The organism is Enterobacter sp. 198, assembly GCF_009025585.1.
GTDB lineage: Bacteria > Pseudomonadota > Gammaproteobacteria > Enterobacterales > Enterobacteriaceae > Enterobacter > Enterobacter ludwigii.
Genome location: NZ_WCIM01000014.1, coordinates 117,582 through 143,187, shown reverse-complemented (window position 1 = coordinate 143,187; position 25,606 = coordinate 117,582). Strand labels below are relative to the sequence as shown.

The 25,606-nt window shown below is 55.0% G+C and carries 24 protein-coding genes and 1 tRNA gene; 20 read left to right on the top strand and 5 right to left on the bottom strand.

Annotation, left to right across the window (positions count from 1 at the left end; genetic code table 11):
- Window positions 1-7 precede the first annotated feature (7 nt).
- From F8561_RS06770 to F8561_RS06760, 3 genes are read left to right on the top strand one after another with little or no spacing between them, the layout of a single operon-like run.
- Complete coding sequence (locus F8561_RS06770; RefSeq protein WP_032677468.1) at window positions 8-949, top strand: ABC transporter permease; 942 nt, start codon at window positions 8-10, stop codon at window positions 947-949.
- 2 nt (window positions 950-951) lie between these two features.
- A complete protein-coding gene (locus F8561_RS06765) occupies window positions 952-1,827 on the top strand; it encodes an ABC transporter permease (protein ID WP_020882794.1) in 876 nt (291 codons plus the stop codon).
- A gap of 9 nt (window positions 1,828-1,836) precedes the next feature.
- Window positions 1,837-3,438, top strand: a complete 1,602-nt coding sequence (locus F8561_RS06760) for a gamma-glutamyltransferase family protein (RefSeq protein ID WP_020882793.1) — start codon at window positions 1,837-1,839, stop codon at window positions 3,436-3,438.
- A 41-nt stretch (window positions 3,439-3,479) separates the two neighbouring features.
- On the opposite strand, the gene F8561_RS06755 is transcribed toward F8561_RS06760, so the two are convergent.
- Together F8561_RS06755 and fadE are read right to left on the bottom strand one after the other, a co-directional pair.
- Complete coding sequence (locus tag F8561_RS06755; RefSeq protein ID WP_151887265.1) at window positions 3,480-4,250, bottom strand: amidohydrolase; 771 nt, start codon at window positions 4,248-4,250, stop codon at window positions 3,480-3,482.
- Between the two features lie 108 nt (window positions 4,251-4,358).
- Window positions 4,359-6,803: an acyl-CoA dehydrogenase FadE gene (fadE, locus tag F8561_RS06750; RefSeq protein WP_025205109.1), complete on the bottom strand. Its 2,445-nt coding sequence runs from the start codon at window positions 6,801-6,803 to the stop codon at window positions 4,359-4,361.
- A 239-nt stretch (window positions 6,804-7,042) separates the two neighbouring features.
- On the opposite strand from fadE, the gene lpcA reads away from it, so the two are divergent.
- A complete protein-coding gene (gene lpcA / locus F8561_RS06745) occupies window positions 7,043-7,621 on the top strand; it encodes a D-sedoheptulose 7-phosphate isomerase (protein ID WP_014168755.1) in 579 nt (192 codons plus the stop codon).
- A 46-nt stretch (window positions 7,622-7,667) separates the two neighbouring features.
- Window positions 7,668-8,435, top strand: coding sequence for a class II glutamine amidotransferase (locus tag F8561_RS06740; RefSeq protein WP_014168756.1), 768 nt, complete (start codon window positions 7,668-7,670; stop codon window positions 8,433-8,435).
- On the opposite strand, the gene dpaA is transcribed toward F8561_RS06740, so the two are convergent.
- On the bottom strand, window positions 8,406-9,146 hold the full coding sequence (gene dpaA / locus F8561_RS06735; RefSeq protein ID WP_014168757.1) for a peptidoglycan meso-diaminopimelic acid protein amidase: 741 nt from the start codon (window positions 9,144-9,146) through the stop codon (window positions 8,406-8,408). The two genes, F8561_RS06740 and dpaA, sit on opposite strands and share 30 nt — an antisense overlap.
- A 298-nt stretch (window positions 9,147-9,444) precedes the next feature.
- Between dpaA and F8561_RS06730 the strand changes: the two genes are divergently transcribed.
- The 8 genes from F8561_RS06730 (at window position 9,445) to dinB (ending at window position 16,645) form a co-directional block, all read left to right on the top strand.
- The gene (locus F8561_RS06730; protein WP_020882791.1) at window positions 9,445-10,788 is read left to right on the top strand and encodes a Na(+)-translocating NADH-quinone reductase subunit A; all 1,344 of its coding nucleotides are present in this window, start codon (window positions 9,445-9,447) and stop codon (window positions 10,786-10,788) included.
- Window positions 10,789-10,791: 3 nt separating this feature from the next.
- A complete protein-coding gene (locus F8561_RS06725; protein WP_020882790.1) occupies window positions 10,792-12,027 on the top strand; it encodes an NADH:ubiquinone reductase (Na(+)-transporting) subunit B in 1,236 nt (411 codons plus the stop codon).
- Window positions 12,020-12,814 carry a Na(+)-translocating NADH-quinone reductase subunit C gene (locus F8561_RS06720; RefSeq protein ID WP_151887264.1) on the top strand — a complete coding sequence of 265 codons (795 nt, stop codon included), beginning with the start codon at window positions 12,020-12,022 and terminating at the stop codon, window positions 12,812-12,814. The genes F8561_RS06725 and F8561_RS06720 overlap by 8 nt, the downstream gene beginning before the upstream one ends.
- Window positions 12,807-13,445 (top strand): NADH:ubiquinone reductase (Na(+)-transporting) subunit D, encoded by a 639-nt coding sequence (locus F8561_RS06715; RefSeq protein WP_014168761.1) that lies wholly within the window; start codon window positions 12,807-12,809, stop codon window positions 13,443-13,445. Before F8561_RS06720 ends, F8561_RS06715 begins: the two co-directional genes overlap by 8 nt.
- Before the next feature lie 6 nt (window positions 13,446-13,451).
- Window positions 13,452-14,048 carry an NADH:ubiquinone reductase (Na(+)-transporting) subunit E gene (nqrE, locus tag F8561_RS06710; RefSeq protein ID WP_014168762.1) on the top strand — a complete coding sequence of 199 codons (597 nt, stop codon included), beginning with the start codon at window positions 13,452-13,454 and terminating at the stop codon, window positions 14,046-14,048.
- A gap of 10 nt (window positions 14,049-14,058) precedes the next feature.
- On the top strand, window positions 14,059-15,282 hold the full coding sequence (gene nqrF, locus F8561_RS06705) for an NADH:ubiquinone reductase (Na(+)-transporting) subunit F (protein WP_086532901.1): 1,224 nt from the start codon (window positions 14,059-14,061) through the stop codon (window positions 15,280-15,282).
- A complete protein-coding gene (gene nqrM / locus F8561_RS06700; RefSeq protein ID WP_020882787.1) occupies window positions 15,282-15,485 on the top strand; it encodes a (Na+)-NQR maturation NqrM in 204 nt (67 codons plus the stop codon). The genes nqrF and nqrM overlap by 1 nt, the downstream gene beginning before the upstream one ends.
- 101 nt (window positions 15,486-15,586) lie before the next feature.
- Window positions 15,587-16,645 (top strand): DNA polymerase IV, encoded by a 1,059-nt coding sequence (gene dinB / locus F8561_RS06695; protein WP_014168765.1) that lies wholly within the window; start codon window positions 15,587-15,589, stop codon window positions 16,643-16,645.
- A 54-nt stretch (window positions 16,646-16,699) separates the two neighbouring features.
- Here dinB and pepD read toward each other — a convergent pair whose 3' ends face one another.
- Complete coding sequence (gene pepD / locus F8561_RS06690; protein ID WP_032677472.1) at window positions 16,700-18,157, bottom strand: cytosol nonspecific dipeptidase; 1,458 nt, start codon at window positions 18,155-18,157, stop codon at window positions 16,700-16,702.
- Window positions 18,158-18,417: 260 nt separating this feature from the next.
- On the opposite strand from pepD, the gene gpt reads away from it, so the two are divergent.
- The 3 genes from gpt (at window position 18,418) to crl (ending at window position 20,685) form a co-directional block, all read left to right on the top strand.
- A complete protein-coding gene (gpt, locus tag F8561_RS06685; RefSeq protein ID WP_010427903.1) occupies window positions 18,418-18,876 on the top strand; it encodes a xanthine phosphoribosyltransferase in 459 nt (152 codons plus the stop codon).
- Window positions 18,877-18,981: 105 nt separating this feature from the next.
- Window positions 18,982-20,226: an esterase FrsA gene (gene frsA / locus F8561_RS06680; RefSeq protein WP_014168767.1), complete on the top strand. Its 1,245-nt coding sequence runs from the start codon at window positions 18,982-18,984 to the stop codon at window positions 20,224-20,226.
- 57 nt (window positions 20,227-20,283) lie between these two features.
- A complete protein-coding gene (gene crl, locus F8561_RS06675) occupies window positions 20,284-20,685 on the top strand; it encodes a sigma factor-binding protein Crl (RefSeq protein WP_020882784.1) in 402 nt (133 codons plus the stop codon).
- A 114-nt stretch (window positions 20,686-20,799) separates the two neighbouring features.
- Here the strand turns inward: crl and phoE are convergent, their stop codons facing one another.
- The gene (phoE, locus tag F8561_RS06670) at window positions 20,800-21,852 is read right to left on the bottom strand and encodes a phosphoporin PhoE (protein WP_020882783.1); all 1,053 of its coding nucleotides are present in this window, start codon (window positions 21,850-21,852) and stop codon (window positions 20,800-20,802) included.
- A gap of 305 nt (window positions 21,853-22,157) precedes the next feature.
- On the opposite strand from phoE, the gene proB reads away from it, so the two are divergent.
- The 4 genes from proB to F8561_RS06650 all read left to right on the top strand — a co-directional run bounded on the left by proB (window position 22,158) and on the right by F8561_RS06650 (window position 25,132).
- Window positions 22,158-23,261, top strand: a complete 1,104-nt coding sequence (gene proB / locus F8561_RS06665; RefSeq protein WP_020882782.1) for a glutamate 5-kinase — start codon at window positions 22,158-22,160, stop codon at window positions 23,259-23,261.
- An 11-nt stretch (window positions 23,262-23,272) separates the two neighbouring features.
- Window positions 23,273-24,526 (top strand): glutamate-5-semialdehyde dehydrogenase, encoded by a 1,254-nt coding sequence (proA, locus tag F8561_RS06660; RefSeq protein WP_151887263.1) that lies wholly within the window; start codon window positions 23,273-23,275, stop codon window positions 24,524-24,526.
- Window positions 24,527-24,637: 111 nt separating this feature from the next.
- Window positions 24,638-24,713, top strand: a tRNA-Thr gene (locus tag F8561_RS06655).
- Window positions 24,714-24,859: 146 nt separating this feature from the next.
- Window positions 24,860-25,132, top strand: a complete 273-nt coding sequence (locus F8561_RS06650) for an ogr/Delta-like zinc finger family protein (protein ID WP_151887262.1) — start codon at window positions 24,860-24,862, stop codon at window positions 25,130-25,132.
- Window positions 25,133-25,606 lie beyond the last annotated feature (474 nt).

Sequence of the window (25,606 nt, the reverse complement as noted above, 5' to 3'; positions counted from 1 at the left end):
AGAACCCATGCTGGAACTGATTTGCAAACGTCTGCTGCTGGCCATCCCGACCTTACTGCTGGTGAGCATGATGGTGTTTGGCCTGCAAAAACTGCTGCCCGGCGATCCGCTGATCGCCATGGCCGGGGAGGAGCGCGATCCGGCGGTGATCGCCCAGCTGCGTGCTGAGCTCAATCTCGATGCGCCCATCCCTGTGCAGTACTTCAACTGGCTGACGCGCGCGCTGCAGGGCGATCTTGGTGTCTCCTTACGCACTCACGAGCCGGTCACCCAGCTCATTGCCAGCAAACTGCCGGTGACGCTGGAGCTGTCGCTGCTGGCGATGATCATCGCGCTGGTGTTTGGCATCAGCATGGGGATCCTCGCGGCGGTCAACAAAAACAGCTGGGTCGATCACGGTGCCAACTTTGTGGCGATCTCGGGGATCTCGATACCGCATTTCTGGCTCGGGATCCTGTTGATTCTGGTCTTCTCGGTCAATCTGCAATGGCTGCCAGCGTCGGGTTTCGTGCCGTTTAGTGAAGATCCGATCCAGAACCTGCGTACGCTGTTGTTGCCTGCCTCGGTACTGGGAACGGGGCTGGCGGCCACGCTGATGCGCCATACCCGCGCCTCCATGATCGCGGTAATGAAGGCCGATTACATCCGCACCGCACGGGCTAAAGGGCTGTTGCCAAACGCGGTGATTTTAAAGCATGCGTTTCGCAATGCGCTGGTTCCGGTGATCACCCTGACCACGCTGCTGTTCGGCGAACTGCTGGGGGGCGCGGTACTGACCGAACAGGTCTTCACCATTCCAGGGTTCGGCAAGATGATCGTCGATTCGGTCTTTAACCGTGACTATGCGGTGGTGCAGGGGGTGGTGCTTATCGTGGCGATCGGTTTCCTGCTGCTGAACCTGCTGGCCGACGTGCTTTACGTTCTTATCAACCCGAAAATGCGAGGTTAAGCATGGCGGAACTGACAACTCAAACCATTGCCGCGGTTCAGCCCCGAGCGCAGAACCGGGTACTGAAGAAATTTCTCGCCAATAAAAGCGCGGTGATGGGTGCCGTAGTGGTGGGCTTTTTTGTGCTGGTGGCACTGCTGGCACCGTGGATCGCGCCTTTTGATCCGGTGAAAGCCAATTTCCTGGCGGTGCGTAAAGCGCCTTCGGTGATGTACTGGTTTGGGACCGATGAACTGGGCCGCGATATTTTGTCCCGCATTATCTGGGGGGCGAGAACGTCGTTGATGGCTGGCTGTATGTCGGTGGTGATCGCCGTGGTCATTGGCGTTCCGCTGGGGCTGGTGGCGGGTTACTTCCAGAAGATGTGGGACGGCGTGATCTCGCGTTTTATTGAAGCGCTGCTGGCTTGTCCGTTCCTGATCATGGCGATCGCGCTCGGGGCGTTCCTGGGCCCAAGCCTGACCAACGCCATGATCGCCATTGGCCTCTCCGCAATGCCGATCTTCGCCCGCCTGACGCGCGGCCAGGTGATTGCCATTCGCAACGAAGAGTATATCGACGGCGCGAGGGCGATTGGCCTGCCGGATCGCTGGATCATCATTAAGTATGTGCTGCCCAATGTGATGTCTCCGATTCTGGTGCAGGCCACGCTGGCCATTGCCTCGGCAATCATTGCTGAAGCCAGTCTGTCATTTCTGGGGTTAGGCCAGCAGCCGCCGAACCCGTCATGGGGCTCAATGCTTAATACCGCGAAAAGTTTCCTTGAGCAGGCTCCATGGATGTCTGTATTCCCCGGTGTGGCGATTTTTCTTGCCGTGCAGGGCTTTAATTTACTCGGCGACGGGCTGCGCGATGCGCTCGATCCGCGCCATGACTAAGGAGTCATGATGACCAAAGCGCTTGATTTCACTTCCGGTTACGATTCACGACGCCCGCCGATGATGGGCCACAACGCCGTGGCGACATCTCAGCCGCTGGCGGCCCAGGCGGGAATGAAAATGCTGCAGCTCGGCGGGAACGCGGTTGATGCGGCGGTTGCAACCGCCATGGCGTTGACGGTGGTTGAACCCACCGGCAACGGTATTGGCAGCGATGCCTTTGCCATCGTCTGGGATGGTGAAAAACTCCACGGCCTGAACGCCTCTGGCCGCTCGCCTGCCAGCTGGCACGCGGATCTGTTTGCCGGGAAAACCGCGGTGCCAGAAATTGGCTGGGACGCCGTCACCGTGCCGGGTGCGGTATCGGGCTGGGTGGCGCTGGCAGAACGTTTTGGCACGCTGCCGCTTACTACGCTGGCGCAACCGGCCATCGAGTATGCGCGTAACGGTTTTCCGGTCTCCCCGTTGATTGGCCATCTCTGGCAGCGGGGTTATAACAAGCTCAAAGATCAGCCAGGCTTTAGCGCCTGCTTTGCTCCGGAAGGGCGTGCTCCCCGGGTTGGCGAGATCTTCCGTAACCCGGCGCAGGCTCATTCGCTGGAGCTGATTGCCAGAACCAACGGTGAAGCGTTTTACCGCGGCGAGCTGGCGCAGAAAATTGCCGCTTTCGCGAAAGAACATGGCGCGCACCTGACGGCAGAGGATTTGGCCAATCATCGTGTGGACTGGGTAGAACTGCTGTCGCGTGATTTTGCCGGTGGTTCAGTTCAGGAGCTGCCGCCAAACGGGCAGGGCATCGCCACGCTGATTGCGCTCGGTATTCTGGAGCAGTGTGGAATTGAAAAACATCATCCGGATTCCGTGCAGTCGCTTCATCTGTCTATTGAAGCGATGAAACTGGCGCTGGCGGATCTCGATCGCTACGTCGCTGATGAAGAACACATGGAGTTCGCGGCCCAGGCGTTGCTGAGCGATCGTTATCTGGCGTCCCGCGCGGCGCTTATCGACCCCGATAACGCCTCCGATTTCGTCTACGGTTCGCCGACGCAGAGCGGCACGGTCTACCTGAGCGCTGCAGATTCCAGCGGTATGATGATCTCGTTTATTCAGTCCAACTATATGGGCTTTGGATCCGGGATTGTGGTGCCGGAGACCGGGATCAGTCTGCAAAACCGCGGCTGTGGCTTTGTGCTGGATCCAAACCATCCGAATGCGCTGGCGGGCAGTAAGCGTCCGTTCCACACCATCATTCCGGGCTTTGCGATGGACGGCAACGGCAAACCGCTGATGTCCTTTGGCGTCATGGGCGGCCCAATGCAGGCGCAGGGGCATATGCAGATGGCGCTGCGCATCATGCTGCACGGGCAAAACCCGCAGGCGGCAATTGATGCGCCTCGCTGGCGCGTGGTGCAGGGCAGGGAAGTGATCGTCGAATCGACGTTCGATCGCAATACTATCGCCGCACTGCGTGAGCGTGGGCACCAGATCGTGGTGGAAGATCCGCTCCAGGATTACAACTTCGGCGGCGCGCAGGTGATTTATCGTATGCCGGAAGGGCACTATGTGGCGGCGACAGAGAGCCGCAAAGACGGGCAGGCGCTGGTGAGTTAATGATGTCCCCTCCCTCTTCCTGTGAGAGGGAGGGGAAACCGTTATCCAATGCTAAACGGATCCGCATCCTGCCAGGCCGGAAACTTCTCGCGATATTCCTTCAGGGCCGTCAGTGACAACTCAGCATCAATGCGCGTTGCCTGATGCGGCTCGGCGGTGGCAATAATTTCACCCTGCGGGTTCACCACCCGGCTATCCCCCCGATAATGATGTCCATTGCCATCGGTCCCCACGCGGTTACAGCCGACCACATACGCCTGGTTTTCAATGGCGCGTGCGACCAGCAGCGACTGCCAGTGCAGGGAGCGCGGGGCAGGCCAGTTGGCGACATACAGCGCCAGGTCGTAATCGTTGCGGTTGCGTGACCACACCGGGAAGCGCAGGTCGTAGCAAACCAGCGGCAGAATACGCCAGCCGCGCCATTCGAACACCACGCGTGTATCACCCGCTTCATAGTGATGATGTTCATCTGCCATGCGGAACAGATGGCGTTTATCATAGAAATGCACTTTCCCTTCCGGCTCGACCAGCAGGAAGCGGTTGACCGGCCCGCGTTCGGTTTGCAGCGCAGCGCTGCCGGCAATCAGCGCATTGGTTTGCTGTGCTTTGGCGTGCATCCAGGCGACCACCTCTTGCTGTGGCATTGACTGTTGCGCCGCTTCCATGGCGAAGCCGGTAGTGAACATCTCCGGCAGGACAATCACATCACGCCCGGTAATGCCTTCCAGTTGACGATCAAAGTGGCGCAGGTTGGCAGGGCCGTCCATCCACACTAAAGGTTGCTGCAAAATCGAAATCTTCAGACCAGGCACAATTCAGACTCCTCAAACGACCACTTTTTGACACTGTAGCACGACATAAAGAGAAAATGTGGCAATAAAAAACCCCGCGCGTGGCGGGGTTTGTAGAAGCGAAACGCGTTATGCAGCTTCAGGTTTGCGGACCTTCTCCGGCAGCTTTACCGGCTGTGTCGCCAGCTCATCCGGGTCGAAATCATCCACGTTAATGCTGCGCAGACGGCTCTCTTCGGCTTTCACCAGCAGAGCGGCTTCATCATTGTTGATGATCCCGCCCGTCAGGGCCTGTTTCGCCAGTTCATCCAGGCGGGTGAACGGCAGGTTTTTGCCCAGCTGTTTGCAGATCTTCTGGTGGATGGGATCGGCAGCCATCACGTCCAGCAGCGCTTCTTCCAGCAGACCAACCGGGTTATGCGGCGTGGGAGCCAGATACTGACCGCGGCCGATACGGGAACGGGTTGCGCTCGGTACCTGCAGGATCTTCGCCACTTTGTGATCCAGTTTGTCAGACGGGGCCAGATGATGACGACCGGTCGGGAAGATCACCACGCGAAGGGCGCCTGCAACAAAGCGGTTCGGGAAGTTCGCCAGCAGATCGTCAATGGCCTGTTCCGCCTGATACATCGCATCCTGAACACCCCAGTGAACCAGCGGCAGATCGGCTTCCTGACGGCCTTCATCGTCGTAGCGTTTCAGGACCGCAGAGGCCAGGAAGATTTGGCTCAGCACATCACCCAGACGGGCAGAGATACGCTCGCGACGCTTCAGGCTACCGCCCAGCACCGCCATAGAAACATCTGACAGCAGAGCGAGGTTGGCGCTCAGGCGGTTAAGATGCTGGTAATAACGCTTGGTCGCATCACCGGTTGGCGTGGTGCTGGTAAGACCGCGCGTCAGACCCAGCCAGAAGCTGCGTACTTTATTACTGCCCACGTGACCGATATGTTTGAACAGCAGCTTGTCGAAGGCATCCACGTCGTTATTCTGCGCGGCGGCCATCTCTTCCAGCACATAAGGATGGCAACGGATTGCCCCCTGGCCGAAGATCATCATGCTGCGGGTCAGGATGTTTGCCCCTTCAACGGTGATGGCAATCGGTGCGCCCTGGTAGCCGCGCGCCAGGAAGTTACCCTCGCCGAGCATGATGCCTTTACCGCCCGCGATATCCATTGCATCAATGATTGACTGCTGTGCGCGGTGGGTACAGTGATACTTCACGATAGCTGACAGCACGGCCGGTTTTTCGCCCAGCATAATGCCGTAGGTAATCAGGGAGGCGGCAGCATCCATCACGTAGGCGTTGCCTGCGATACGTGCCAGCGGCTCTTCGATCCCTTCCATCTTGCCGATAGAGATTTTGAACTGACGGCGGATATGGGCGTATGCACCAATCCCCATCGCGACAGATTTCAAACCACCGGTCGAGTTCGACGGCAGGGTAATACCGCGGCCAACCGACAGACATTCCACCAGCATGCGCCAGCCCTGACCGGCCATTTTTGGACCACCGATGATGTAGTCAATCGGTACAAAGATATCCTTGCCGCGGGTTGGGCCGTTCTGGAACGGTACGTTCAGCGGGAAGTGGCGACGACCAATTTCAACGCCTGGGGTGGAGGTTGGGATCAGCGCACAGGTAATGCCCAGATCTTCTTCACCGCCCAGCAGTTTTTCCGGATCGGAGAGCTTAAAGGCCAGTCCCAGCACGGTCGCGATAGGGGCGAGCGTAATATAACGTTTGTTCCAGGTCAGGCGCATACCCAGCACCTGTTGGCCCTGCCATTCACCCATGCAGACGACGCCGGTATCCGGGATCGCACCCGCATCGGAACCCGCTTCCGGGCTGGTCAGCGCGAAGCATGGAATTTCCTGGCCGCGTGCCAGACGCGGCAGGTAGTGATCTTTCTGCTCTTCAGTACCGTAGTGTTGCAGCAGTTCACCCGGGCCTAACGAGTTCGGCACGCCAACGGTGATCGCCAGGATCCCAGAAACGCCTGCCAGTTTTTGCAGGACGCGTGCCTGAGCGTAAGCGGAGAACTCCAGACCGCCGTACTCTTTCTTAATGATCATCGCGAAGAAGCGGTGTTCTTTCAGATACGCCCACAGTTCTGGCGGCAGGTCCGCCATTTCATGGGTAATCGCGAAGTCATTTGCCATGCGGCACGCTTCTTCCACCGGACCATCAATAAAGGCCTGTTCTTCAGCGGTCAGACGCGGTTGCGGATAGTTGTGCAGCTTTTTCCAGTCCGGGTTGCCCTGGAACAGGTCGCCTTCCCACCAGGTGGTACCGGCATCAATCGCTTCTTTCTCCGTACGCGACATGGGCGGCATCACTTTGCGGAAGCCTTTGAACACCGGCGCGGAGATCATCGATTTACGCATCGGCGTAAAGTTAAACGGCAGAAGAATGATAGCCAGCGGGACTAAAAGCCAGATATTCCACAGGCCAGCGACGCCAAGCGCAGCCGTCCAGGCCAGCAGAATCAGACTGCTCAGGAATAAACTCACCCGGTGATAGAACAGCACACCGAGCAGAACAACGGTTGCGAGAATGCTCAAAATCATCATAAAGAAAAGCTCCCTTGCTTGTAGGAGGTCTGACCACTTGTGATGATATGGTTGTAGTTGATGTTATTTCCTTTAGCAATGTGTTTACAAAATAATTACAACCTGGTTCACATTGTTCAGGTTTAAGCCGGCACGAAAACGCAAAACGCCAGACGATTCGCATGGCTTTAGCTTCTCGCTTTTCCCGCTATCCGGTACACTCCACTGTGTTATTTCATCAATACTGAAGGATTATCCTCATGTACCAGGATCTTATTCGTAACGAACTGAACGAAGCGGCGGAAACGCTGGCTAACTTTCTGAAAGATGATGCCAATATTCACGCTATTCAGCGCGCAGCGGTCCTGCTGGCCGACAGTTTCAAAGCCGGCGGTAAAGTGCTCTCCTGTGGTAACGGTGGTTCCCACTGTGATGCGATGCACTTTGCAGAAGAGCTGACCGGGCGTTATCGTGAAAACCGTCCGGGCTACCCGGCGATTGCGATTTCCGATGTGAGCCACATTTCCTGCGTCAGTAACGATTTTGGTTATGACTATATCTTCTCTCGCTACGTTGAAGCCGTGGGCCGTGAAGGTGACGTGCTGCTGGGTATTTCGACGTCCGGAAACTCGGCTAACGTGATCAAAGCGATTGCCGCAGCGCGTGAAAAAGGGATGAAAGTCATCACCCTGACCGGTAAAGATGGCGGTAAGATGGACGGTACGGCGGATATCGAAATCCGTGTTCCACACTTCGGTTATGCTGACCGCATTCAGGAAATTCACATCAAAGTGATCCACATCCTGATCCAGCTGATCGAAAAAGAGATGGTTAAGTAAGACTTCGCTGGGGGCATGATTGCCCCCGCTGTTGTGGAGGTGATGTATGTGCGAATTGCTCGGGATGAGCGCCAATGTGCCAACCGATATCTGCTTTAGCTTCACCGGGCTCGTTCAGCGCGGCGGGGGCACCGGGCCGCATAAAGACGGCTGGGGCATTACCTTCTACGAAGGCAAAGGATGTCGCACATTCAAAGATCCCCAGCCCAGCTTTAATTCCCCGATTGCCAGACTGGTGCAGGACTATCCCATTAAGTCCCGCTCGGTGATTGCCCACATCCGTCAGGCAAACCGTGGGGAAGTGGCGCTGGAAAATACCCACCCGTTCACCCGCGAGCTGTGGGGCCGTCACTGGACCTACGCGCACAATGGCCAGCTCTCCGGCTATAAGTCGCTGGAGACGGGCAATTTCCGTCCGGTCGGTGAGACCGACAGCGAAAAAGCGTTTTGCTGGCTGCTGCACAAGCTGACGCAGCGTTATCCGCGCACGCCCGGCAACATGACCGCCGTCTTCAAATACATTGCGTCGCTGGCATCAGAACTGCGTGAGAAGGGCGTGTTCAACATGCTGCTGTCTGACGGGCGTTATGTGATGGCGTTCTGTTCGACCAATCTGTTCTGGATTACGCGCCGCGCGCCGTTTGGCGTCGCCAAGCTGCTCGATCAGGATGTGGAAATTGATTTTCAACGAGAGACCACACCGAATGATGTGGTCACAGTGATCGCGACCCAGCCACTGACGGGCAACGAAACCTGGCAAAAGATTATGCCAGGCGAGTGGGTCTTATTTTGTCTCGGGGACCGAGTAGTTTGATGCCAGCTGTGGCTGGACGACTTCGTGGCTCAGCGGCTTGCTGACCACATAGCGGCCATCGACAACCGAGACAACCGGCGGCTTGTGCGTCTGCTCAAAGTAGTCGTAACCCGGTTTCAGCTGTTTCCAGAAATCCGCGTAGTAGGAGTACTTGTGACGCGCCATGTTGGCATCGGTCATGCGGAACGGGTAGATGCTGACCTGAACGTTCGGCTGACCAAAGACCAGTGCGCCGGTGACAAACTGGAAAATCTCATCAATGCCGGTATCGGTCATCGCATAACAGCCGATAGACACGCATGCACCGTGGATCATCAGGTATTTGCCTTCATAACCGTGGGCACGGTCATAGGCGTTCGGGAAGCCAATGTTAATGGCTTTATAGAAGCGGCTGTCAGGTTTTAGCTGGCTACGCTGAACGTTGTAAAACCCTTCCGGACTTTTGAAATCGCCCTGACGCTGTTTTGGCCCCAGACCACCGGAGTAGTTACAAATCTTGTAACTATCAAGCAGCTGATATGTCTCGCCCATTTTTACAAACAGATCGAGTGTGCGTTCTTCCTTGAAGATTTGAATATAAACCGGTGATCCCATTAACTGCTGTTTATATTCTTTGCTGACCGGCGTGGTTGAGCTATTGCTGCTGAGCAGCCCGGCAAACGATACGCACGGAATCAGGAGCATCGCAATGAACAATGCGATTTTACGCATACTACTAGTTCCTTGATAAAACTAAGACCAAATTGCCAGGACGGCAAAAGAGACCCGAAATCAGATTATTCTGTTAGGTGCGCTCACATTAGCACCGCCATAGATTTTCGCAAGAGCCGGACGGTGAGTTTACAAATTAGTTTTACTTTATAAACCATCAAAATCGCGTTGGCTCCAGGAACTTTGCGTAATACCTCGCACTTTAGCGCCTGCAACCGAGGTTTTGGTGCCCGAAAAACAGCGAAAATGGTACACTTCGCCCCCTCTGGATTGAAGTTCATGGAAGCTTGCTAACCACATGTTTAAAATCAGAAAAGGACTTGATCTGCCGATTGCAGGCGTGCCCGAGCCGCACGTTTCGCCTGGCGCAAGTGTCCGCCATGTCGCCATTTTGGGCGACGACTACCTGGGAATGCGTCCCTCAATGCTGGTGCAGGAAGGCGATCGCGTCATTAAAGGACAGGCGCTCTTCGAGGACAAAAAAAATCCTGGCGTAATGTTTACGGCCCCCGCGAGCGGTACCGTGGTGGCAATCAATCGCGGTGAACGTCGCGTCCTGCAGTCGGTGGTTATCCGTATTGAAGGCGACGAACAACGTGAGTTTTCCCGTTTCGACGCAGCAGACCTCGCCGCCCTGAGCCGGGAAGCCGTTCAGGCACAACTGCTGGCGTCCGGCTTGTGGACGGCGTTTCGCACGCGACCTTTCAGCAAATCGCCTGTTCCGGATACGCTTCCGGCCGCTATTTTCGTCACTGCCATTGATACCAACCCGCTCAGCGCGGACCCGGAGCCCATTATTCTGGCGCAGCGTAACGCGTTTGATGCCGGGCTAACCGTGTTAACCCGTCTGACCTCGGGGAAGGTCCACGTCTGTCAGGCGGGCGGCGGCAAACTCGGGGGTCATCCGCAGGGGCAAGTTACGTTTAATGCGTTTGCAGGCCCGCACCCGGCGGGGTTAGTCGGAACGCATATCCACTTCCTGGAGCCGGTGAGCCTGACGAAACAGGTCTGGCATCTGAATTATCAGGACGTGATTGCCATTGGTAAGCTCTTTACCACCGGTGAACTGTGCGCTGAACGGGTGATCGCCCTCGGCGGGCCACAGGCAGCAAATCCACGCCTGGTGAAAACGCTGCTGGGTGCGGACATTAATGAACTGCTTGCCGGTGAAACGAAAGAGGGTGAAAACCGCCTGATTTCCGGCTCGGTGCTCAGTGGCCGTCATGCGGATGGCGCGCAGGCGTATCTTGGGCGCTTCCACTTGCAGGTCAGTGTGGTTCTGGAAGGTCGCGAGAAAGAGCTGTTCGGCTGGGTTCTGCCGGGCGCTGAGAAGTATTCCGTGACCCGCACTACCCTTGGGCACTTCCTGCGTCGCAAACTCTTTAATTTCTCGACCAGCACCCACGGCGGAGAGCGCGCCATGGTTCCGATTGGCAACTACGAGCGCGTTATGCCGCTGGATATTCTGCCAACTCTGCTACTGCGCGATCTACTGGCCGGCGACACCGACAGTGCCCAGGCGCTGGGGTGCCTCGAGCTTGACGAAGAAGATCTGGCGCTCTGTACCTATGTCTGTCCGGGAAAATACGAATATGGACCGGTATTGCGCGAGGTGTTAACCCGCATTGAGCAGGAAGGATAACTGATGGGCTTAAAACACCTCTTTGAAAAAATAGAGCCGCACTTTACGCACGGGAAGCTCAGGAAGTACTACCCGCTGTATGAAGCAACGGCGACCATTTTCTACACGCCGGGGCTGGTCACAAAAGGGGCGGCACACGTCCGCGATGCTATCGACCTCAAACGAATGATGATTCTGGTCTGGTTTGCGGTCTTCCCGGCCATGTTCTGGGGTATGTACAACGTTGGCCTGCAGACCATTCCGGCGCTGCATCATTTATATGATGCCCCACAGCTGGCTCAGGTTATCCAGTCGGACTGGCACTACCGACTGGCTCAGACATTGGGGGTCAGCTTTGCAGCCGATGCCGGCTGGATAAGCATGATGACGCTGGGAGCCGTATTCTTCCTGCCAATCTACATCACGGTGTTTATCGTGGGGGGCTTCTGGGAAGTGCTGTTCGCCATCATTCGCAAACATGAGATCAACGAAGGCTTCTTCGTGACGTCGATTCTGTTTGCCCTGATTGTTCCACCAACGCTGCCGCTTTGGCAGGCGGCACTGGGGATCAGTTTTGGCGTGGTGATTGCCAAGGAGATCTTCGGTGGCACCGGGCGCAACTTCCTCAACCCGGCACTGGCCGGGCGAGCTTTCCTGTTCTTTGCGTATCCGGCGCAAATCTCGGGCGACCTGGTGTGGACGGCCGCGGATGGGTTCTCGGGTGCGACGCCGCTTTCGCAGTGGGCCGCGCACGGGGGCGAAACGCTGGTTAACAACGCCACGGGTCAACCCGTGACCTGGCTGGATGCCTTTATTGGCAACATTCCTGGCTCTGTTGGGGAAGTTTCCACGCTGATGATTTTACTCGGTGGCGCCATCATTCTCTTCGGACGCGTCGCGTCGTGGCGCATTGTCGCAGGGGTAATGATTGGCATGGTGTTAACAGCCACGATGTTTAATTTCATCGGTTCCGCCACCAACCCGATGTTCTCCATGCCCTGGTACTGGCATCTGGTGCTGGGTGGGTTCGCTTTCGGCATGATGTTCATGGCTACCGATCCTGTCTCTGCGTCCTTTACCGACAAAGGTAAATGGAGCTATGGCGTGCTCATTGGTGCGATGTGTGTCCTGATTCGCGTGGTCAACCCGGCTTATCCGGAAGGGATGATGTTGGCCATTCTGTTTGCCAATCTGTTTGCGCCGCTCTTCGACTATCTGGTCGTGCGCGCCAACATTAAGCGGAGGAAAGCGCGTGGCTGAAAGCAAGAATAACGACAGCATCGGCAAAACGCTGCTGGTGGTGCTGGTCCTTTGCCTGGTCTGTTCCATTGTCGTGGCTGGCTCTGCCGTGGGATTAAAACCACGGCAACAGGAGCAGCGTGCGCTGGATAAACAACGCAACATCCTGGCTGTGGCTGGGTTAATTCAGGAAGGGATGAGTACAGACGACGTGGCTGAACTCTTCGCGGAGCGCATTTCGGCGCGTCTGGTGGATTTAAAAACCGGCCAGTTGCTGGATAAAGACCCGACGAAATTTAACCAGGCGCTGGCACTGAAAGACCCTGAGATGAGCCTGACGCTGGAGGCATCGCAAGATCCCGCTGGCATCAAGCGTCGCAGTAACCTCGCCGAAATTTACCTTGTGCGCGATGAGCAGAAGCGGGTGCAGGAGGTCGTGCTGCCGATATACGGTAACGGGCTGTGGTCGATGATGTACGCCTTTGTGGCACTCGATACGGATGGCCGCACGGTGAAAGGGATTACCTATTATGACCAGGGCGAAACGCCGGGGCTCGGCGGTGAGGTTGAAAACCCTAACTGGCGCGCGCAGTTTGTCGGCAAGAAAGTGCTAGACGATAACGGCCTGCCTGCCCTGAAGGTGATGAAAGGGGCTGCGCGTCCGGGTGACGAATATGCCGTAGACGGGCTTTCCGGGGCAACGCTCACGTCAAAAGGGGTGCAGCACAGTTTTGATTTCTGGATGGGCGAGCTGGGCTTTGGTCCTTTCCTGAAAAACGTACGTGAAGGAGCGCTGAACAATGGCTGATACGGGTGAACTGAAAGAAGTCAAAAAGGTGCTCATTGGCCCGCTGCTGGCGAATAACCCTATTACCTTACAGGTCCTGGGAGTCTGTTCGGCGCTGGCGGTCACGACAAAACTGGAAACCGCGCTGGTCATGACCGTCGCGGTCACGCTGGTGACGGCATTTTCCAGCATGTTTATCTCCATGATCCGCCACCACATCCCGAATAGCGTGAGGATCATTGTGCAGATGGCGATCATCGCGTCGCTGGTGATCGTGGTCGATCAGCTATTGCGCGCTTTCGCGTATGAAACGTCAAAACAGCTCTCGGTGTTTGTCGGCCTGATTATCACCAACTGCATCGTAATGGGGCGTGCCGAAGCTTATGCAATGAAAATGCCTCCGCTGGCGAGCTTTATGGACGGGATCGGTAACGGTCTCGGTTACGGCGTTATCCTGCTGACCGTTGGGTTCCTGCGCGAGCTGATCGGCAGCGGTAAGCTGTTTGGCATCACGGTGCTGGACACGGTACAAAACGGCGGCTGGTATCTGCCAAACGGACTCTTCCTGCTGGCCCCAAGCGCATTTTTCATTATCGGTTTGCTGATCTGGCTGATTCGTACCCTGAAGCCAGAACAGCAGGAAAAGGAGTAACCGACGATGGCTCATTACCTGAGTTTATTTGTGCGCGCGGTGTTTGTTGAAAACATGGCACTCGCGTTTTTCCTGGGCATGTGTACGTTTCTTGCCGTTTCCAAAAAGGTATCGACGGCGTTTGGTCTGGGTGTTGCGGTCACGGTGGTGCTCGGCTTATCTGTACCGATTAACAACCTGGTGTACAACTTTGTGCTGCGCGACGGTGCGCTGGTAGACGGTGTCGATCTCAGCTTCCTGAACTTCATCACCTTTATCGGTGTGATTGCAGCGCTGGTACAAATCCTGGAGATGATCCTCGACAGGTATTTCCCGTCGCTATACAACGCGCTGGGGATTTTTCTGCCGTTGATCGCGGTGAACTGCGCCATCTTTGGTGGCGTCTCGTTTATGGTTCAGCGTGATTACAACTTCAGTGAATCCGTTGTGTATGGTTTCGGCTCCGGCATCGGCTGGATGCTGGCTATCGTCACCATGGCGGGGATCCGCGAAAAAATGAAATATGCCAATGTGCCTGCGGGTTTACGTGGCTTAGGGATCACCTTTATCACCACCGGGCTGATGGCGCTGGGCTTTATGTCCTTCTCCGGTGTGCAGCTATAAGGGCTAACAGATGGAAATTATTCTTGGCGTGGTGATGTTCACGCTGATTGTACTGGTGTTGTCAGGGCTGATTCTGGCGGCACGCGCGAAGCTGGTGAATTCCGGCGACGTGGTGATTGATATCAACGGTGAGCCGCAAAACCAGATCCGCACGCCGGCGGGGGATAAACTGCTCAATACGCTCTCCGGCAACGGGATCTTTGTCTCCTCGGCCTGCGGTGGCGGTGGCTCCTGCGGTCAGTGCCGCGTCACGGTGAAAGAGGGGGGCGGGGATATTCTGCCCACTGAGCTGGCGCATATCACGAAGCGTGAGGCGAAAGAGGGCTGCCGTCTGGCCTGCCAGGTCGCGGTGCGCCAGGACATGAAAATTGAGCTGCCGGAAGAGATCTTCGGGGTCAAAAAATGGGAGTGCGAAGTTATCTCTAACGATAACAAAGCGACTTTCATTAAAGAGCTGAAGCTGCGCGTGCCGGAAGGGGAAGATGTTCCGTTCCGGGCCGGGGGATACATCCAGATTGAGTGCCCGGAGCACACCGTGGCGTATACGGACTTCGACGTTCCGGATGAGTACCGTGCCGACTGGGACAAATTCAATCTTTTCCGTTTTGTGTCTGACGTTAAAGAACCGACGCTTCGCGCCTACTCAATGGCCAACTACCCGGACGAGAAGGGCATCATTATGCTCAACGTACGTATCGCCACGCCGCCGCCGAGTGTGCCTGATGCACCCCCAGGCGTCATGTCGTCGTATATCTGGTCCCTGAAGCCGGGTGATAAGGTGACCATCTCCGGTCCGTTTGGCGAGTTCTTTGCTAAAGAGACCGAGGCTGAAATGGTCTTTATCGGTGGTGGCGCAGGCATGGCACCGATGCGTTCGCACATTTTTGACCAGCTCAAGCGCCTCGGGAGCAAGCGCAAAATCAGCTTCTGGTACGGGGCACGCTCGCTGCGAGAGATGTTTTATGATGATGAGTTTGAGCAACTGGCGCGTGAAAACCCAAACTTTACCTTCCATGTGGCCCTCTCCGATCCGCAACCGGAAGATAACTGGACCGGCCACACGGGGTTCATCCACAACGTGCTTTATGAAAACTACCTCAAGCAGCATCCTGCGCCAGAGGATTGCGAATTTTACATGTGTGGGCCGCCAGTGATGAACGCTGCAGTCATTAAGATGCTAAAAGATCTGGGTGTGGAAGATGAGAACATCCTGCTGGATGACTTCGGGGGGTGATGATGCTGACGTTTCTGGCTACTTTTGCGGTTTTTTTGCTTGTTGTACTCGGCATGTCTCTGGGCTGGATCATAAAGCGTAAAAGCATTCAGGGCAGCTGTGGTGGTATCTCCGCGCTCGGGATGGAAAAAGTGTGCGACTGCCCCGAACCCTGCGACGCCCGTAAAAAACGCATGGCGCGCGAGGCCCGGCGGATCCTGTAGTGAGTCCGGTGTTTACCCTCTTCCTGGAGGAGAGGGGAAACACACTTCTCAACTCTCATTTCTTTACTGTATACTTATCCAGTGATGAGTGAGGGCTTACTATGCGCAAAATAATCCATGTCGATATGGACTGCTTTTTTGCCGCAGTGGAGATGCGTGACAATCCGGCGCTGCGGGATATACCTATTGCGATTGGCGGTAGCCGTGTCCAGCGCGGTGTGATCAGCACCGCCAACTACCCTGCGCGCAAATTTGGCGTGCGCAGCGCTATGCCAACTGCCATGGCGCTAAAGCTGTGCCCTCATCTCACGCTGTTGCCCGGCCGATTTGAAGCCTACAAAGAAGCCTCCCTGCATATCCGCGAGATCTTCTCTCGCTATACCTCGCTGATTGAACCTCTGTCGCTGGACGAAGCCTACCTGGATGTCACTGACAGCCTGCACTGCCACGGCTCCGCAACGTTAATGGCGCAGGAGATCCGCCGGACTATCTTCAACGAGCTCAATCTGACCGCTTCCGCGGGCGTCGCACCGGTGAAATTTCTCGCCAAAATAGCGTCTGATTTGAATAAACCCGATGGTCAGTACGTCATCACTCCGGAAGAGGTTCCGGCGTTTTTAAAAACGCTGCCGCTCGGCAAAATCCCCGGCGTGGGGAAAGTGTCTGCTGCAAAGCTGGAAAGTATGGGATTACGGACCTGTGAAGATGTACAGCGAAGCGATCTGGCCATGCTGCTTAAGCGTTTCGGTAAGTTTGGTCGCGTGCTGTGGGAGCGCAGTCAGGGAATTGATGAGCGCAGCGTGAGCAGCGAGCGGCTGCGTAAATCGGTCGGGGTTGAACGCACGCTGATGGAAGACATCCATGACTGGTCCGAGTGTGAAGTCATTATCACTGACCAACTTTATCCCGAACTGGAGCGGCGGTTAGCGAAAGTAAAACCCGACCTGCTGATTGCCCGTCAGGGCGTTAAGCTGAAGTTTAACGATTTCCAGCAGACGACGCAGGAGCATGTCTGGCCGCGACTGAATAAAGACGATCTTATCGCCACTGCGAGAAAAGCCTGGGAAGAGCGGCGGGCAGGGCGGGGAGTCAGGCTGGTGGGGTTACACGTGACGCTGCTGGACCCGCAACTGGAGCGGCAACTGGTATTGGGGTTATAACAGGCGGATTTGTCAGCCCGGCAGGCAACGTGCTACCGGGCATCATACGGCGAATTACTTAGCAGGGATCGCTTTCAGCAGTTCAGTCAGCAGAGTCCAGTAATGACCCACGCTTTCAATATGAACCTGCTCATCCGGCGAGTGCGGACCGGTAATGGTTGGCCCGATAGACACCATGTCCATGTTCGGATACGGTTTCTTGAACAGACCACACTCCAGACCAGCGTGGATCACCTGAATGTTCGGGGTACTGTTGAACAGACGCTGGTAAGTTTCACGCACCAGCGCCATCACCGGCGAACTGGCATCCGGCTGCCAGCCTGGGTAGCTACCTTTTGCGGAGGTGTGCGCACCCGCCAGTTTACCCAGAGACTCCAGCATGCTCACCACATACTCTTTACCGCTGTCGATAAGCGAACGGATCAGGCAGATGATCTCCGCGCTGTCATCGCTCATGGTGACCACGCCCACGTTCAGGGAGGTTTCGACCACGCCTTTCGCGACGTCTGAATTACGAATCACGCCGTTTGGCGTCGCGTTCAGCAGCTGAACGAAGGCGTCACGAGACGGGGAGGTCAGCGCCGCTTTGTCGGTAGTCACGGACTCCAGCACCACGGTCAGGTTCTTCTCTTTCGCTGACAGTTCGTTTTTCAGGATATCCAGATACACGCTGGAAAGCTTTTTCAGCTCGTCAGCTTTTGCAGCGGGTACTGCCACGGTCGTGAAGGCTTCACGCGGAATGGCATTGCGCAGTGTGCCGCCGTTGAAATCCACCAGACGCAGATCCAGCTCAGCCGCGTGGCCAGCCAGGAAGCGTGCCAGCAGTTTGTTGGCGTTGCCCAGACCCAGGTGAATATCACCACCGGAGTGACCGCCTTTCAGCCCTTTCAGCGTCAGCTTGAAGGTCTGGAAACCAGCAGGGATCGCTTCGCGGGACAGTGGCAGGGTCGTGATGAAATCAATCCCGCCGGCGCAGCCCATGTAGATCTCACCCTCTTCTTCAGAGTCGGTGTTGATCAGAATATCCGCCTGCAGCCAGTTCGCCTGCAGACCGAACGCGCCGTCCATGCCTGCTTCTTCCGTCATGGTCAGCAGCACTTCCAGCGGACCGTGTTCAACGCTGTCGTCCGCCAGGACGGCCAGAGCAGACGCCATACCAATGCCGTTATCTGCACCAAGGGTCGTGCCGCGCGCTTTCACCCAGTCGCCATCGATGTAAGGCTGGATAGGGTCTTTGGTGAAGTCGTGAACGGTGTCGTTGTTTTTCTGTGGAACCATGTCCAGGTGCGCCTGCAGCACAACCGGTTTACGGTTTTCCATGCCTGCGGTCGCCGGTTTGCGGATCAGAATGTTGCCAACCTGGTCGCGTTCAGCATGCAGACCTTTTTCCTTCGCCCAGCCCATAATATGTTCGGCAAGCTGTTCTTCATGGTAGGAAGGGTGGGGAATGGAACAGATTTTGGCAAAAATATCCCACAGTGGCTGTGGAGATAATTGAGACAGTTCAGACACGATAAGTCTCCTTGTCGATGCCCTGCAAAGCGAGTTGCAGGTCACAGGGTTAGCAGGTTAATAGTTACCACAAGACAGGCTTGCGAGATGCAACTGAGAATACCACTTTCTCCGGTGGCTGGTAGCATAAAGCATGTAAAAACTCAGGCTCCGGGCGCTAAACACTGGTTTTTAGTGCGTCAGATCTCTATAATCTCGCGCAACCTATTTCCCCCTCGAACACTTTTTAAGCCGTATACAAACAGGCTGGGACACTTCACATGAGCGAAAAATACGTCGTCACCTGGGACATGTTGCAGATTCACGCACGCAAACTGGCTGCGCGTCTGATGCCTTCCGAACAGTGGAAAGGCATTATTGCCGTCAGCCGTGGCGGTCTGGTACCGGGGGCGCTGCTGGCACGTGAGCTGGGTATTCGTCATGTCGATACCGTATGCATCTCCAGCTATGATCATGATAACCAGCGTGAGCTGACCGTGCTGAAACGTGCGGAAGGCGACGGTGAAGGCTTCATCGTTATCGACGACCTGGTTGATACCGGCGGTACCGCGGTGGCTATCCGCGAAATGTATCCAAAAGCCCACTTCGTCACCATCTTCGCGAAGCCAGCAGGCCGTCCGCTGGTTGACGATTACGTGATTGATATCCCTCAGGATACCTGGATTGAACAGCCATGGGATATGGGCGTGGTATTCGTACCGCCAATCTCTGGCCGTTAATTCTCTTACGCACTTATTTAACGCCCGGTGATACCGGGCGTTGTTTTTTTTAGTCTGACGCGCGTTACAATGGTCTCTATATGACGTATTCATGGAGGCAACGTAATGACGCAGGCGAATCTCACCGAGACTCTCTTCAAACCCCGTTTCAAACATCCTGAAACGTCGACGCTGGTGCGCCGGTTTAATCCGGGGACCATGCCTGCCGTCCAGTCTGCATTAGACGGTAAAAACGTGCCCCACTGGTACCGCATGATTAACCGTCTGATGTGGATCTGGCGCGGTATTGATCCCCGTGAAATCCTTGATGTGCAGGCGCGTATCGTGATGAGCGAAGCCGAGCGCACCGACAGTGAACTCTACGATACGGTCGTGGGTTATCGCGGGGGAAACTGGATCTACGAATGGTCTAAACAGGCGATGCTCTGGCAGCAAAAAGCCAGCCAGGAAGAGGACGCCACGCTCAGCGGCAAACACTGGCTGCATGCGGCCAACCTCTATGCTATTGCCGCATACCCGCATTTGAAAGGTGATGAGCTGGCCGAGCAGGCTCAGGCGCTGGCGAATCGCGCCTACGAAGAGGCCGCTCAACGCTTGCCGGGCCGGATGCGCGAGCTGGAATTTACCATCCCGGGTGGCGCGCCCGTCACCGGGTTCCTGCATATGCCAGAAGGCGAAGGCCCGTTCCCGACCGTTCTGATGTGCGGCGGGCTAGATTCACTGCAAATCGACTATTACAGCCTGTATGAGCGTTACTTCGCACCAAAAGGGATCGCGATGCTGACGCTGGATATGCCCTCAATTGGCTTTTCATCCAAATGGAAACTGACTCAGGACTCGAGTCTTCTGCACCAGCATGCGCTAAAAGCGCTGGAAAACATTCCATGGGTTGACCACACGCGTGTTGCTGCATTTGGCTTCCGCTTTGGCGCCAACGTCGCCGTGCGTCTGGCTTACCTTGAAGCTTCACGCCTGAAGGCCGTCGCCTGTCTCGGTCCGGTGGTGCACGCTCTGCTCAGCGATCCGACCCGGCAGGGCCGCGTGCCGGAAATGTACCTTGATGTGCTGGCCAGCCGCCTTGGCATGCATGATGCATCAGACGAAGCGCTGCGCGTTGAACTCAATCGTTACTCGCTAAAAACGCAGGGGTTGCTGGGACGGCGTTGCCCTACGCCGATGATGTCAGGGTACTGGAAAAACGATCCCTTCAGTCCCGAAGAGGAGTCACGCTTAATCACTTCGTCATCTGCGGATGGCAAATTGCTTGAGGTACCGTTCAGCCCGGTGTACCAGAATTTTGACAAAGCATTGAGAGAGATCACACGCTGGATCGCGCAGAGATTGTGTTAATAGATTGCTAAATTTTGCTGGTTTGGTAAAACAGTGGCTTCACAAAAGGAGATCGCAATGACGTTACCGAGTGGACACCCGAAAAGTAGACTGATCAAGAAGTTTATGGCTCTCGGCCCGTATATTCGAGAAGAGCAGTGTGAAGAAAATCGCTTTTTTTTCGACTGCCTGGCTGTATGCGTCAACGTGAAGCCTGCACCCGAAAAACGTGAATTCTGGGGCTGGTGGATGGAAATGGAAGCGGAAGAAAAACGTTTTACGTATAGCTACCAGTTCGGCCTGTTTAATAAAGACGGCTACTGGCAAACAGCCCCAATCAAAGACCAGGAAGTGATCGACCGCCTGGAGCATACTTTGAAAGAGTACCTCGAAAAGGCAAGAGCACTGCTGGCCACCCTGGATCTGAAGCTTGAACCCGCGGATAACTTTTCCAGCGAAGCGGTTAAGCTGACGGCGTAATCGCGATATTTCTCCCTCTCTCTTCGCGAGGGATGGGGTGAGGGCAGTAAACCCGACCCCCTCCAGGCAAAAAAAATCCCGGCATCTGCGCCGGGATTTTTTATTTCAACAATATCAGAACTGATAGGTCATACCCAGAGCAACGATGTCATCGCTGCTCACGCCCAGTTTATTGTCGTCATCAATCTGGTTGATTTTATAATCAACAAACGCTGACATATTCTTGTTGAAATAATAGGTCGCGCCCACGTCGATGTATTTCACCAGATCTTCGTCACCCACACCTTCGATATCCTTGCCTTTAGACTGGACATAACCCAGGGACGGACGCAGACCGAAATCGAACTGGTATTGTGCAACAACTTCAAAGTTCTGAGCCTTATTCGCAAAACCACCCGAAATTGGGGTCATATTACGGGTTTCAGAGTACATCGCTGCCAGATAAATATCGTTAGCGTCATATTTCAGACCGGTTGCCCATGCTTCTGCTTTTTTACCTTCGCCGCGCGTCAGCAGGTTTTGTGCGTTAGTACGGTCAGAGTTGGTGTAGGCACCGCTGACGGCGAAGTCGCTGCCACCGAAGTCATAGGTCAGAGAGGTACCGAAACCGTCACCGTTCTGTTTTTTGACGTCGCGGTTTTCGTTTTTGCCCTGATACTGCAGGGTCATATCCAGGCCATCAACCGCACCGAAGAAGTCGGTGTTACGGTAGGTGGCAAGACCGCTCGCACGTTTGGTCATGAAGTTATCAGTCTGGGCTGAAGAGTCACCGCCGAACTCAGGGAACATATCGGTCCAGGCTTCAACGTCGTACAGTGCGCCCAGGTTACGACCGTAATCCAGAGAGCCAATGTCTTTCAGTTTCAGACCAGCAAACGCCAGACGCGTTTTCTGTGTAGAGTCGCTTTCGGCTTTGTTACCGGCAAATTCAGCTTCCCAACGGCCATAGCCCGTCAGCTGATCGTTAATCTGTGTTTCGCCTTTAAAACCGAAACGGACGTAAGTCTGGTCACCATCTTTAGCGTCATCATCGCTGATGTAGTGCATTGCTTTAACTTTGCCGTATACGTCCAGTTTATTACCGTTTTTATTATAAACTTCGGCTGCGTGTACAGATGCGGAAGCCACAACGCCCATTACCACTAATGCCAGTGTGCTCTTTTTCATTTTCGATCCTGTCTTATAAACGCGCTAAAAAAATTCGCTGGACGATAAGCTCATGCTTAAGTCCCGTGAAAAAACAGAAAGGGTTTTAACGTTACGCAATGAAACTTTTATGACAAATTAAGAATAATTTTAAAAAACTGTGATTTATTATTTCGGTAATAAAACTGTCAAATTTTGCCGCTACGCTTCCTGATCCCGCGCAACAAAGTGTTTCGCGATGTGCTAAGGCAGTTGGCAACGGGGCTGACACCTGTTAAAACGTTCGTTTGACATCATTTTCCCTTATCGTTGAACGGCAGAGAATCATGAGTGACAGCCAGACGCTGGTGGTAAAACTCGGTACCAGTGTTTTAACAGGCGGATCGCGCCGCCTTAATCGCGCCCACATTGTTGAGCTTGTACGTCAGTGCGCTCAGTTGCATGCCGCAGGGCATCGTATTGTAATTGTGACCTCCGGGGCGATTGCCGCCGGGCGTGAACACCTGGGTTACCCCGAACTCCCCGCGACGATCGCCTCGAAACAGCTGCTGGCCGCCGTGGGACAAAGCCGACTCATTCAACTCTGGGAACAGCTGTTTTCTATCTATGGCATCCACGTCGGGCAGATGCTGCTGACGCGTGCGGATATGGAAGACCGGGAGCGTTTCCTGAACGCGCGCGATACGCTGCGCGCGCTGCTGGATAACAACATCGTTCCCGTCATTAACGAAAACGATGCCGTTGCCACCGCTGAAATCAAAGTGGGTGATAACGATAACCTCTCGGCGCTGGCCGCAATTCTGGCAGGCGCTGATAAATTACTGCTCCTGACCGACCAGCAGGGGCTCTTCACCGCCGACCCGCGTTCAAATCCGGATGCTGAACTGATTACCGATGTACACGGTATCGACGATGCGCTACGCGCCATCGCAGGTGACAGCGTTTCAGGCCTCGGGACCGGCGGGATGGGGACCAAGCTGCAGGCTGCCGACGTGGCATGCCGTGCCGGTATCGACACCATCATTGCCGCGGGCAGCCGTCCTGGCGTGATTGGCGACGTGATGGAAGGCATCTCCGTGGGAACCCGCTTCCACGCGCAGGCCTCCCCGCTGGAAAACCGCAAACGCTGGATCTTTGGCGCACCGCCGGCAGGCGAACTCACCGTTGATGAAGGGGCGACCGCCGCAATTCTGGAAAGAGGGAGCTCATTACTTCCTAAAGGAATTAAAAGCGTGACAGGCAACTTCTCACGTGGTGAAGTGATCCGTATCCGTAATCTCGAAGGTCGTGACATCGCCCACGGCGTAAGCCGCTACAACAGCGATGCCCTGCGCCGTATTGCGGGTCACCATTCACAGCAGATCGACGCCATTCTGGGTTATGAATATGGCCCGGTTGCCGTGCATCGTGATGACATGATTATTCGTTAAGGAGCCAGAAAATGCTGGAACAAATGGGCGCAGCCGCGAAGGCCGCCTCTTACAAACTGGCGCTCCTTTCCAGCCGCGAGAAAAACCGCGTGCTGGAAAAAATCGCTGATTATCTGGAATCGCAGTCGCAGGAGATTCTGCTCGCCAACGAGCAGGATCTGCTGGAAGCGCGTCGCAATGGCCTGAGCGAAGCAATGCTCGACCGCCTGGCGCTGACCCCGGCACGTCTGAAAGGCATCGCTGACGATGTCCGCCAGGTCTGCAATCTTGCCGATCCGGTAGGTCAGGTCATTGATGGTGGGCTGCTCGACAGCGGGCTGCGCCTTGAGCGTCGTCGCGTGCCGCTGGGCGTGATTGGCGTGATCTATGAAGCCCGTCCCAACGTTACGGTTGATGTCGCTTCCCTGTGCCTGAAGACCGGCAACGCCGCCATTCTGCGTGGCGGGAAAGAGACCTGGCGTACCAACGCCGCGACCGTAAACGTTATCCAGCAGGCGCTGGAAGAGTGCGGCCTGCCGGCAGGTGCCGTACAGGCAATCGAGAGCCCGGACCGTGCGCTAGTGAACGAGATGCTGCGCATGGATAAATACATCGACATGCTGATCCCACGCGGTGGCGCGGGCCTGCACAAGCTGTGCCGTGAGCAGTCGACCATCCCTGTGATCACGGGCGGTATCGGCGTGTGCCATATCGTGGTTGATGACAGTGCCGAGATTGAACCGGCGCTGAAGATTATCGTCAATGCCAAAACCCAGCGTCCAAGCACCTGTAATACGGTTGAAACGCTGCTGGTGCATCAGGGCATCGCCAATACCTTCCTGCCTGCGCTGAGCAAACAGATGGCCGAAAGCGGCGTGACGCTGCACGCGGATGCCAACGCGCTGGCACTGCTGAAAGACGGCCCGGCGACGGTGGTACCGGTGAAAGTGGAACAGTACGACGACGAATTTCTGTCGCTGGATTTGAACGTGAAGGTGGTTGCGAGCCTTGACGATGCCATTGCTCACATCCGTGAACATGGTACCCAGCACTCGGATGCGATTCTGACGCGTACCCTGCGCAATGCCGATCGCTTTGTGAATGAGGTGGACTCCTCCGCCGTGTACGTGAATGCCTCAACCCGCTTCACCGACGGTGGCCAGTTCGGCCTGGGCGCAGAAGTTGCTGTCAGCACGCAAAAACTGCATGCAAGAGGCCCGATGGGCCTGGAAGCACTGACCACTTACAAGTGGATCGGCTTCGGTGATGATACGATTCGTGCGTAAATAATCACGGGTGATGCAAAAATAGCCGTTTGATTCAAAAGGGCATTGACGCATCACCCGGTTAGATCTAACCTTTTGCCCCGTGGTTACGCTCGTAACCGGCCTTTCAGGGCCGATATAGCTCAGTTGGTAGAGCAGCGCATTCGTAATGCGAAGGTCGTAGGTTCGACTCCTATTATCGGCACCATCCTCTAGTTTTCTCAAGTCAACTCACATTAATAAAATCCTTTTAAAACCATAGTGGTTATGCTTTTTTAGGTCGTTTGAGGTCAACTCCTATCACTTGAAATAAATACAAAATCCCTTCTTCTGGCAGGCAACAGAGGTTTAGCTATGCGAGTGATGAAAATTTACTGCTCGGAGTGTATGTCTGCGGCAACGGTGAGGAAAACAAACCGAAAGCACCCCAAATTATCAGATGTGTACTGTTATTGCTCAAATGTAGAATGTGGGCATACATTTGTGATGAACGTTTCCTTCTCACACACGATTAGTCCCAGCGCTTTGAGCGGACAGGGACGGATTAAAGAGCTAATGAATGCCTTGCCACCGGACGAGCGACAAAAAGCATTAGAACTCCTGTTGGCAGCCAAAGAAAGCTACTGAACGGTTCGCCGGAAGTAACCAAAATTTTCCCGGCTTCGGTTCATTAAATTTCAGCTGCTTAAGAAAAAATGTCTATAAGAATCAGTTTGTTAACTTTTAGGTGTGCCGTCAGTTATCATGAAAAATCTCACCTAAAATTTTATATCTCTTTACTATCAATAGCTTAATTCAAGTGGTTACGATGTTGGAGTATAGCTAAACTGAAAAAAGCTGAAATTCTTTTCACTCTTTTCAGTTCACTACTCGCTGTAAATCCCAAGTTGTGGCGCGGTCTGGCGCAATCATTTGTAAAAAATCCCAACTGAAAAATTTTTGCGATCTGAAAACCGCAGGCGGGTGCGGTGTAGTGCGATTTTGGTCCACATCAGGTTTATGCGCTTTAGAAGTTCTGTCATAAATGAAAGTTAGCACCGGAAAGAGCCTTTAAGTTAAACTTTGACTCTATGTCAATAAAATGTGTAGATATCATTGACA

What these genes read in the sequence shown, in the direction of transcription:
- frsA (WP_014168767.1), top strand. Translation starts at nt 18,982, where the DNA reads ATGACGCAGGCGAATCTCACCGAGACTCTCTTCAAACCCCGTTTCAAA.
- F8561_RS06770 (WP_032677468.1), top strand. Translation starts at nt 8, where the DNA reads ATGCTGGAACTGATTTGCAAACGTCTGCTGCTGGCCATCCCGACCTTA.
- nqrF (WP_086532901.1), top strand. Translation starts at nt 14,059, where the DNA reads ATGGAAATTATTCTTGGCGTGGTGATGTTCACGCTGATTGTACTGGTG.
- dpaA (WP_014168757.1), bottom strand. Translation starts at nt 9,146, where the DNA reads ATGCGTAAAATCGCATTGTTCATTGCGATGCTCCTGATTCCGTGCGTA.
- F8561_RS06765 (WP_020882794.1), top strand. Translation starts at nt 952, where the DNA reads ATGGCGGAACTGACAACTCAAACCATTGCCGCGGTTCAGCCCCGAGCG.
- phoE (WP_020882783.1), bottom strand. Translation starts at nt 21,852, where the DNA reads ATGAAAAAGAGCACACTGGCATTAGTGGTAATGGGCGTTGTGGCTTCC.
- F8561_RS06760 (WP_020882793.1), top strand. Translation starts at nt 1,837, where the DNA reads ATGACCAAAGCGCTTGATTTCACTTCCGGTTACGATTCACGACGCCCG.
- F8561_RS06715 (WP_014168761.1), top strand. Translation starts at nt 12,807, where the DNA reads ATGGCTGATACGGGTGAACTGAAAGAAGTCAAAAAGGTGCTCATTGGC.
- F8561_RS06725 (WP_020882790.1), top strand. Translation starts at nt 10,792, where the DNA reads ATGGGCTTAAAACACCTCTTTGAAAAAATAGAGCCGCACTTTACGCAC.
- proA (WP_151887263.1), top strand. Translation starts at nt 23,273, where the DNA reads ATGCTGGAACAAATGGGCGCAGCCGCGAAGGCCGCCTCTTACAAACTG.
- F8561_RS06740 (WP_014168756.1), top strand. Translation starts at nt 7,668, where the DNA reads ATGTGCGAATTGCTCGGGATGAGCGCCAATGTGCCAACCGATATCTGC.
- proB (WP_020882782.1), top strand. Translation starts at nt 22,158, where the DNA reads ATGAGTGACAGCCAGACGCTGGTGGTAAAACTCGGTACCAGTGTTTTA.
- F8561_RS06650 (WP_151887262.1), top strand. Translation starts at nt 24,860, where the DNA reads ATGCGAGTGATGAAAATTTACTGCTCGGAGTGTATGTCTGCGGCAACG.
- lpcA (WP_014168755.1), top strand. Translation starts at nt 7,043, where the DNA reads ATGTACCAGGATCTTATTCGTAACGAACTGAACGAAGCGGCGGAAACG.
- fadE (WP_025205109.1), bottom strand. Translation starts at nt 6,803, where the DNA reads ATGATGATTTTGAGCATTCTCGCAACCGTTGTTCTGCTCGGTGTGCTG.
- gpt (WP_010427903.1), top strand. Translation starts at nt 18,418, where the DNA reads ATGAGCGAAAAATACGTCGTCACCTGGGACATGTTGCAGATTCACGCA.
- crl (WP_020882784.1), top strand. Translation starts at nt 20,284, where the DNA reads ATGACGTTACCGAGTGGACACCCGAAAAGTAGACTGATCAAGAAGTTT.
- nqrM (WP_020882787.1), top strand. Translation starts at nt 15,282, where the DNA reads ATGATGCTGACGTTTCTGGCTACTTTTGCGGTTTTTTTGCTTGTTGTA.
- F8561_RS06730 (WP_020882791.1), top strand. Translation starts at nt 9,445, where the DNA reads ATGTTTAAAATCAGAAAAGGACTTGATCTGCCGATTGCAGGCGTGCCC.
- nqrE (WP_014168762.1), top strand. Translation starts at nt 13,452, where the DNA reads ATGGCTCATTACCTGAGTTTATTTGTGCGCGCGGTGTTTGTTGAAAAC.
- dinB (WP_014168765.1), top strand. Translation starts at nt 15,587, where the DNA reads ATGCGCAAAATAATCCATGTCGATATGGACTGCTTTTTTGCCGCAGTG.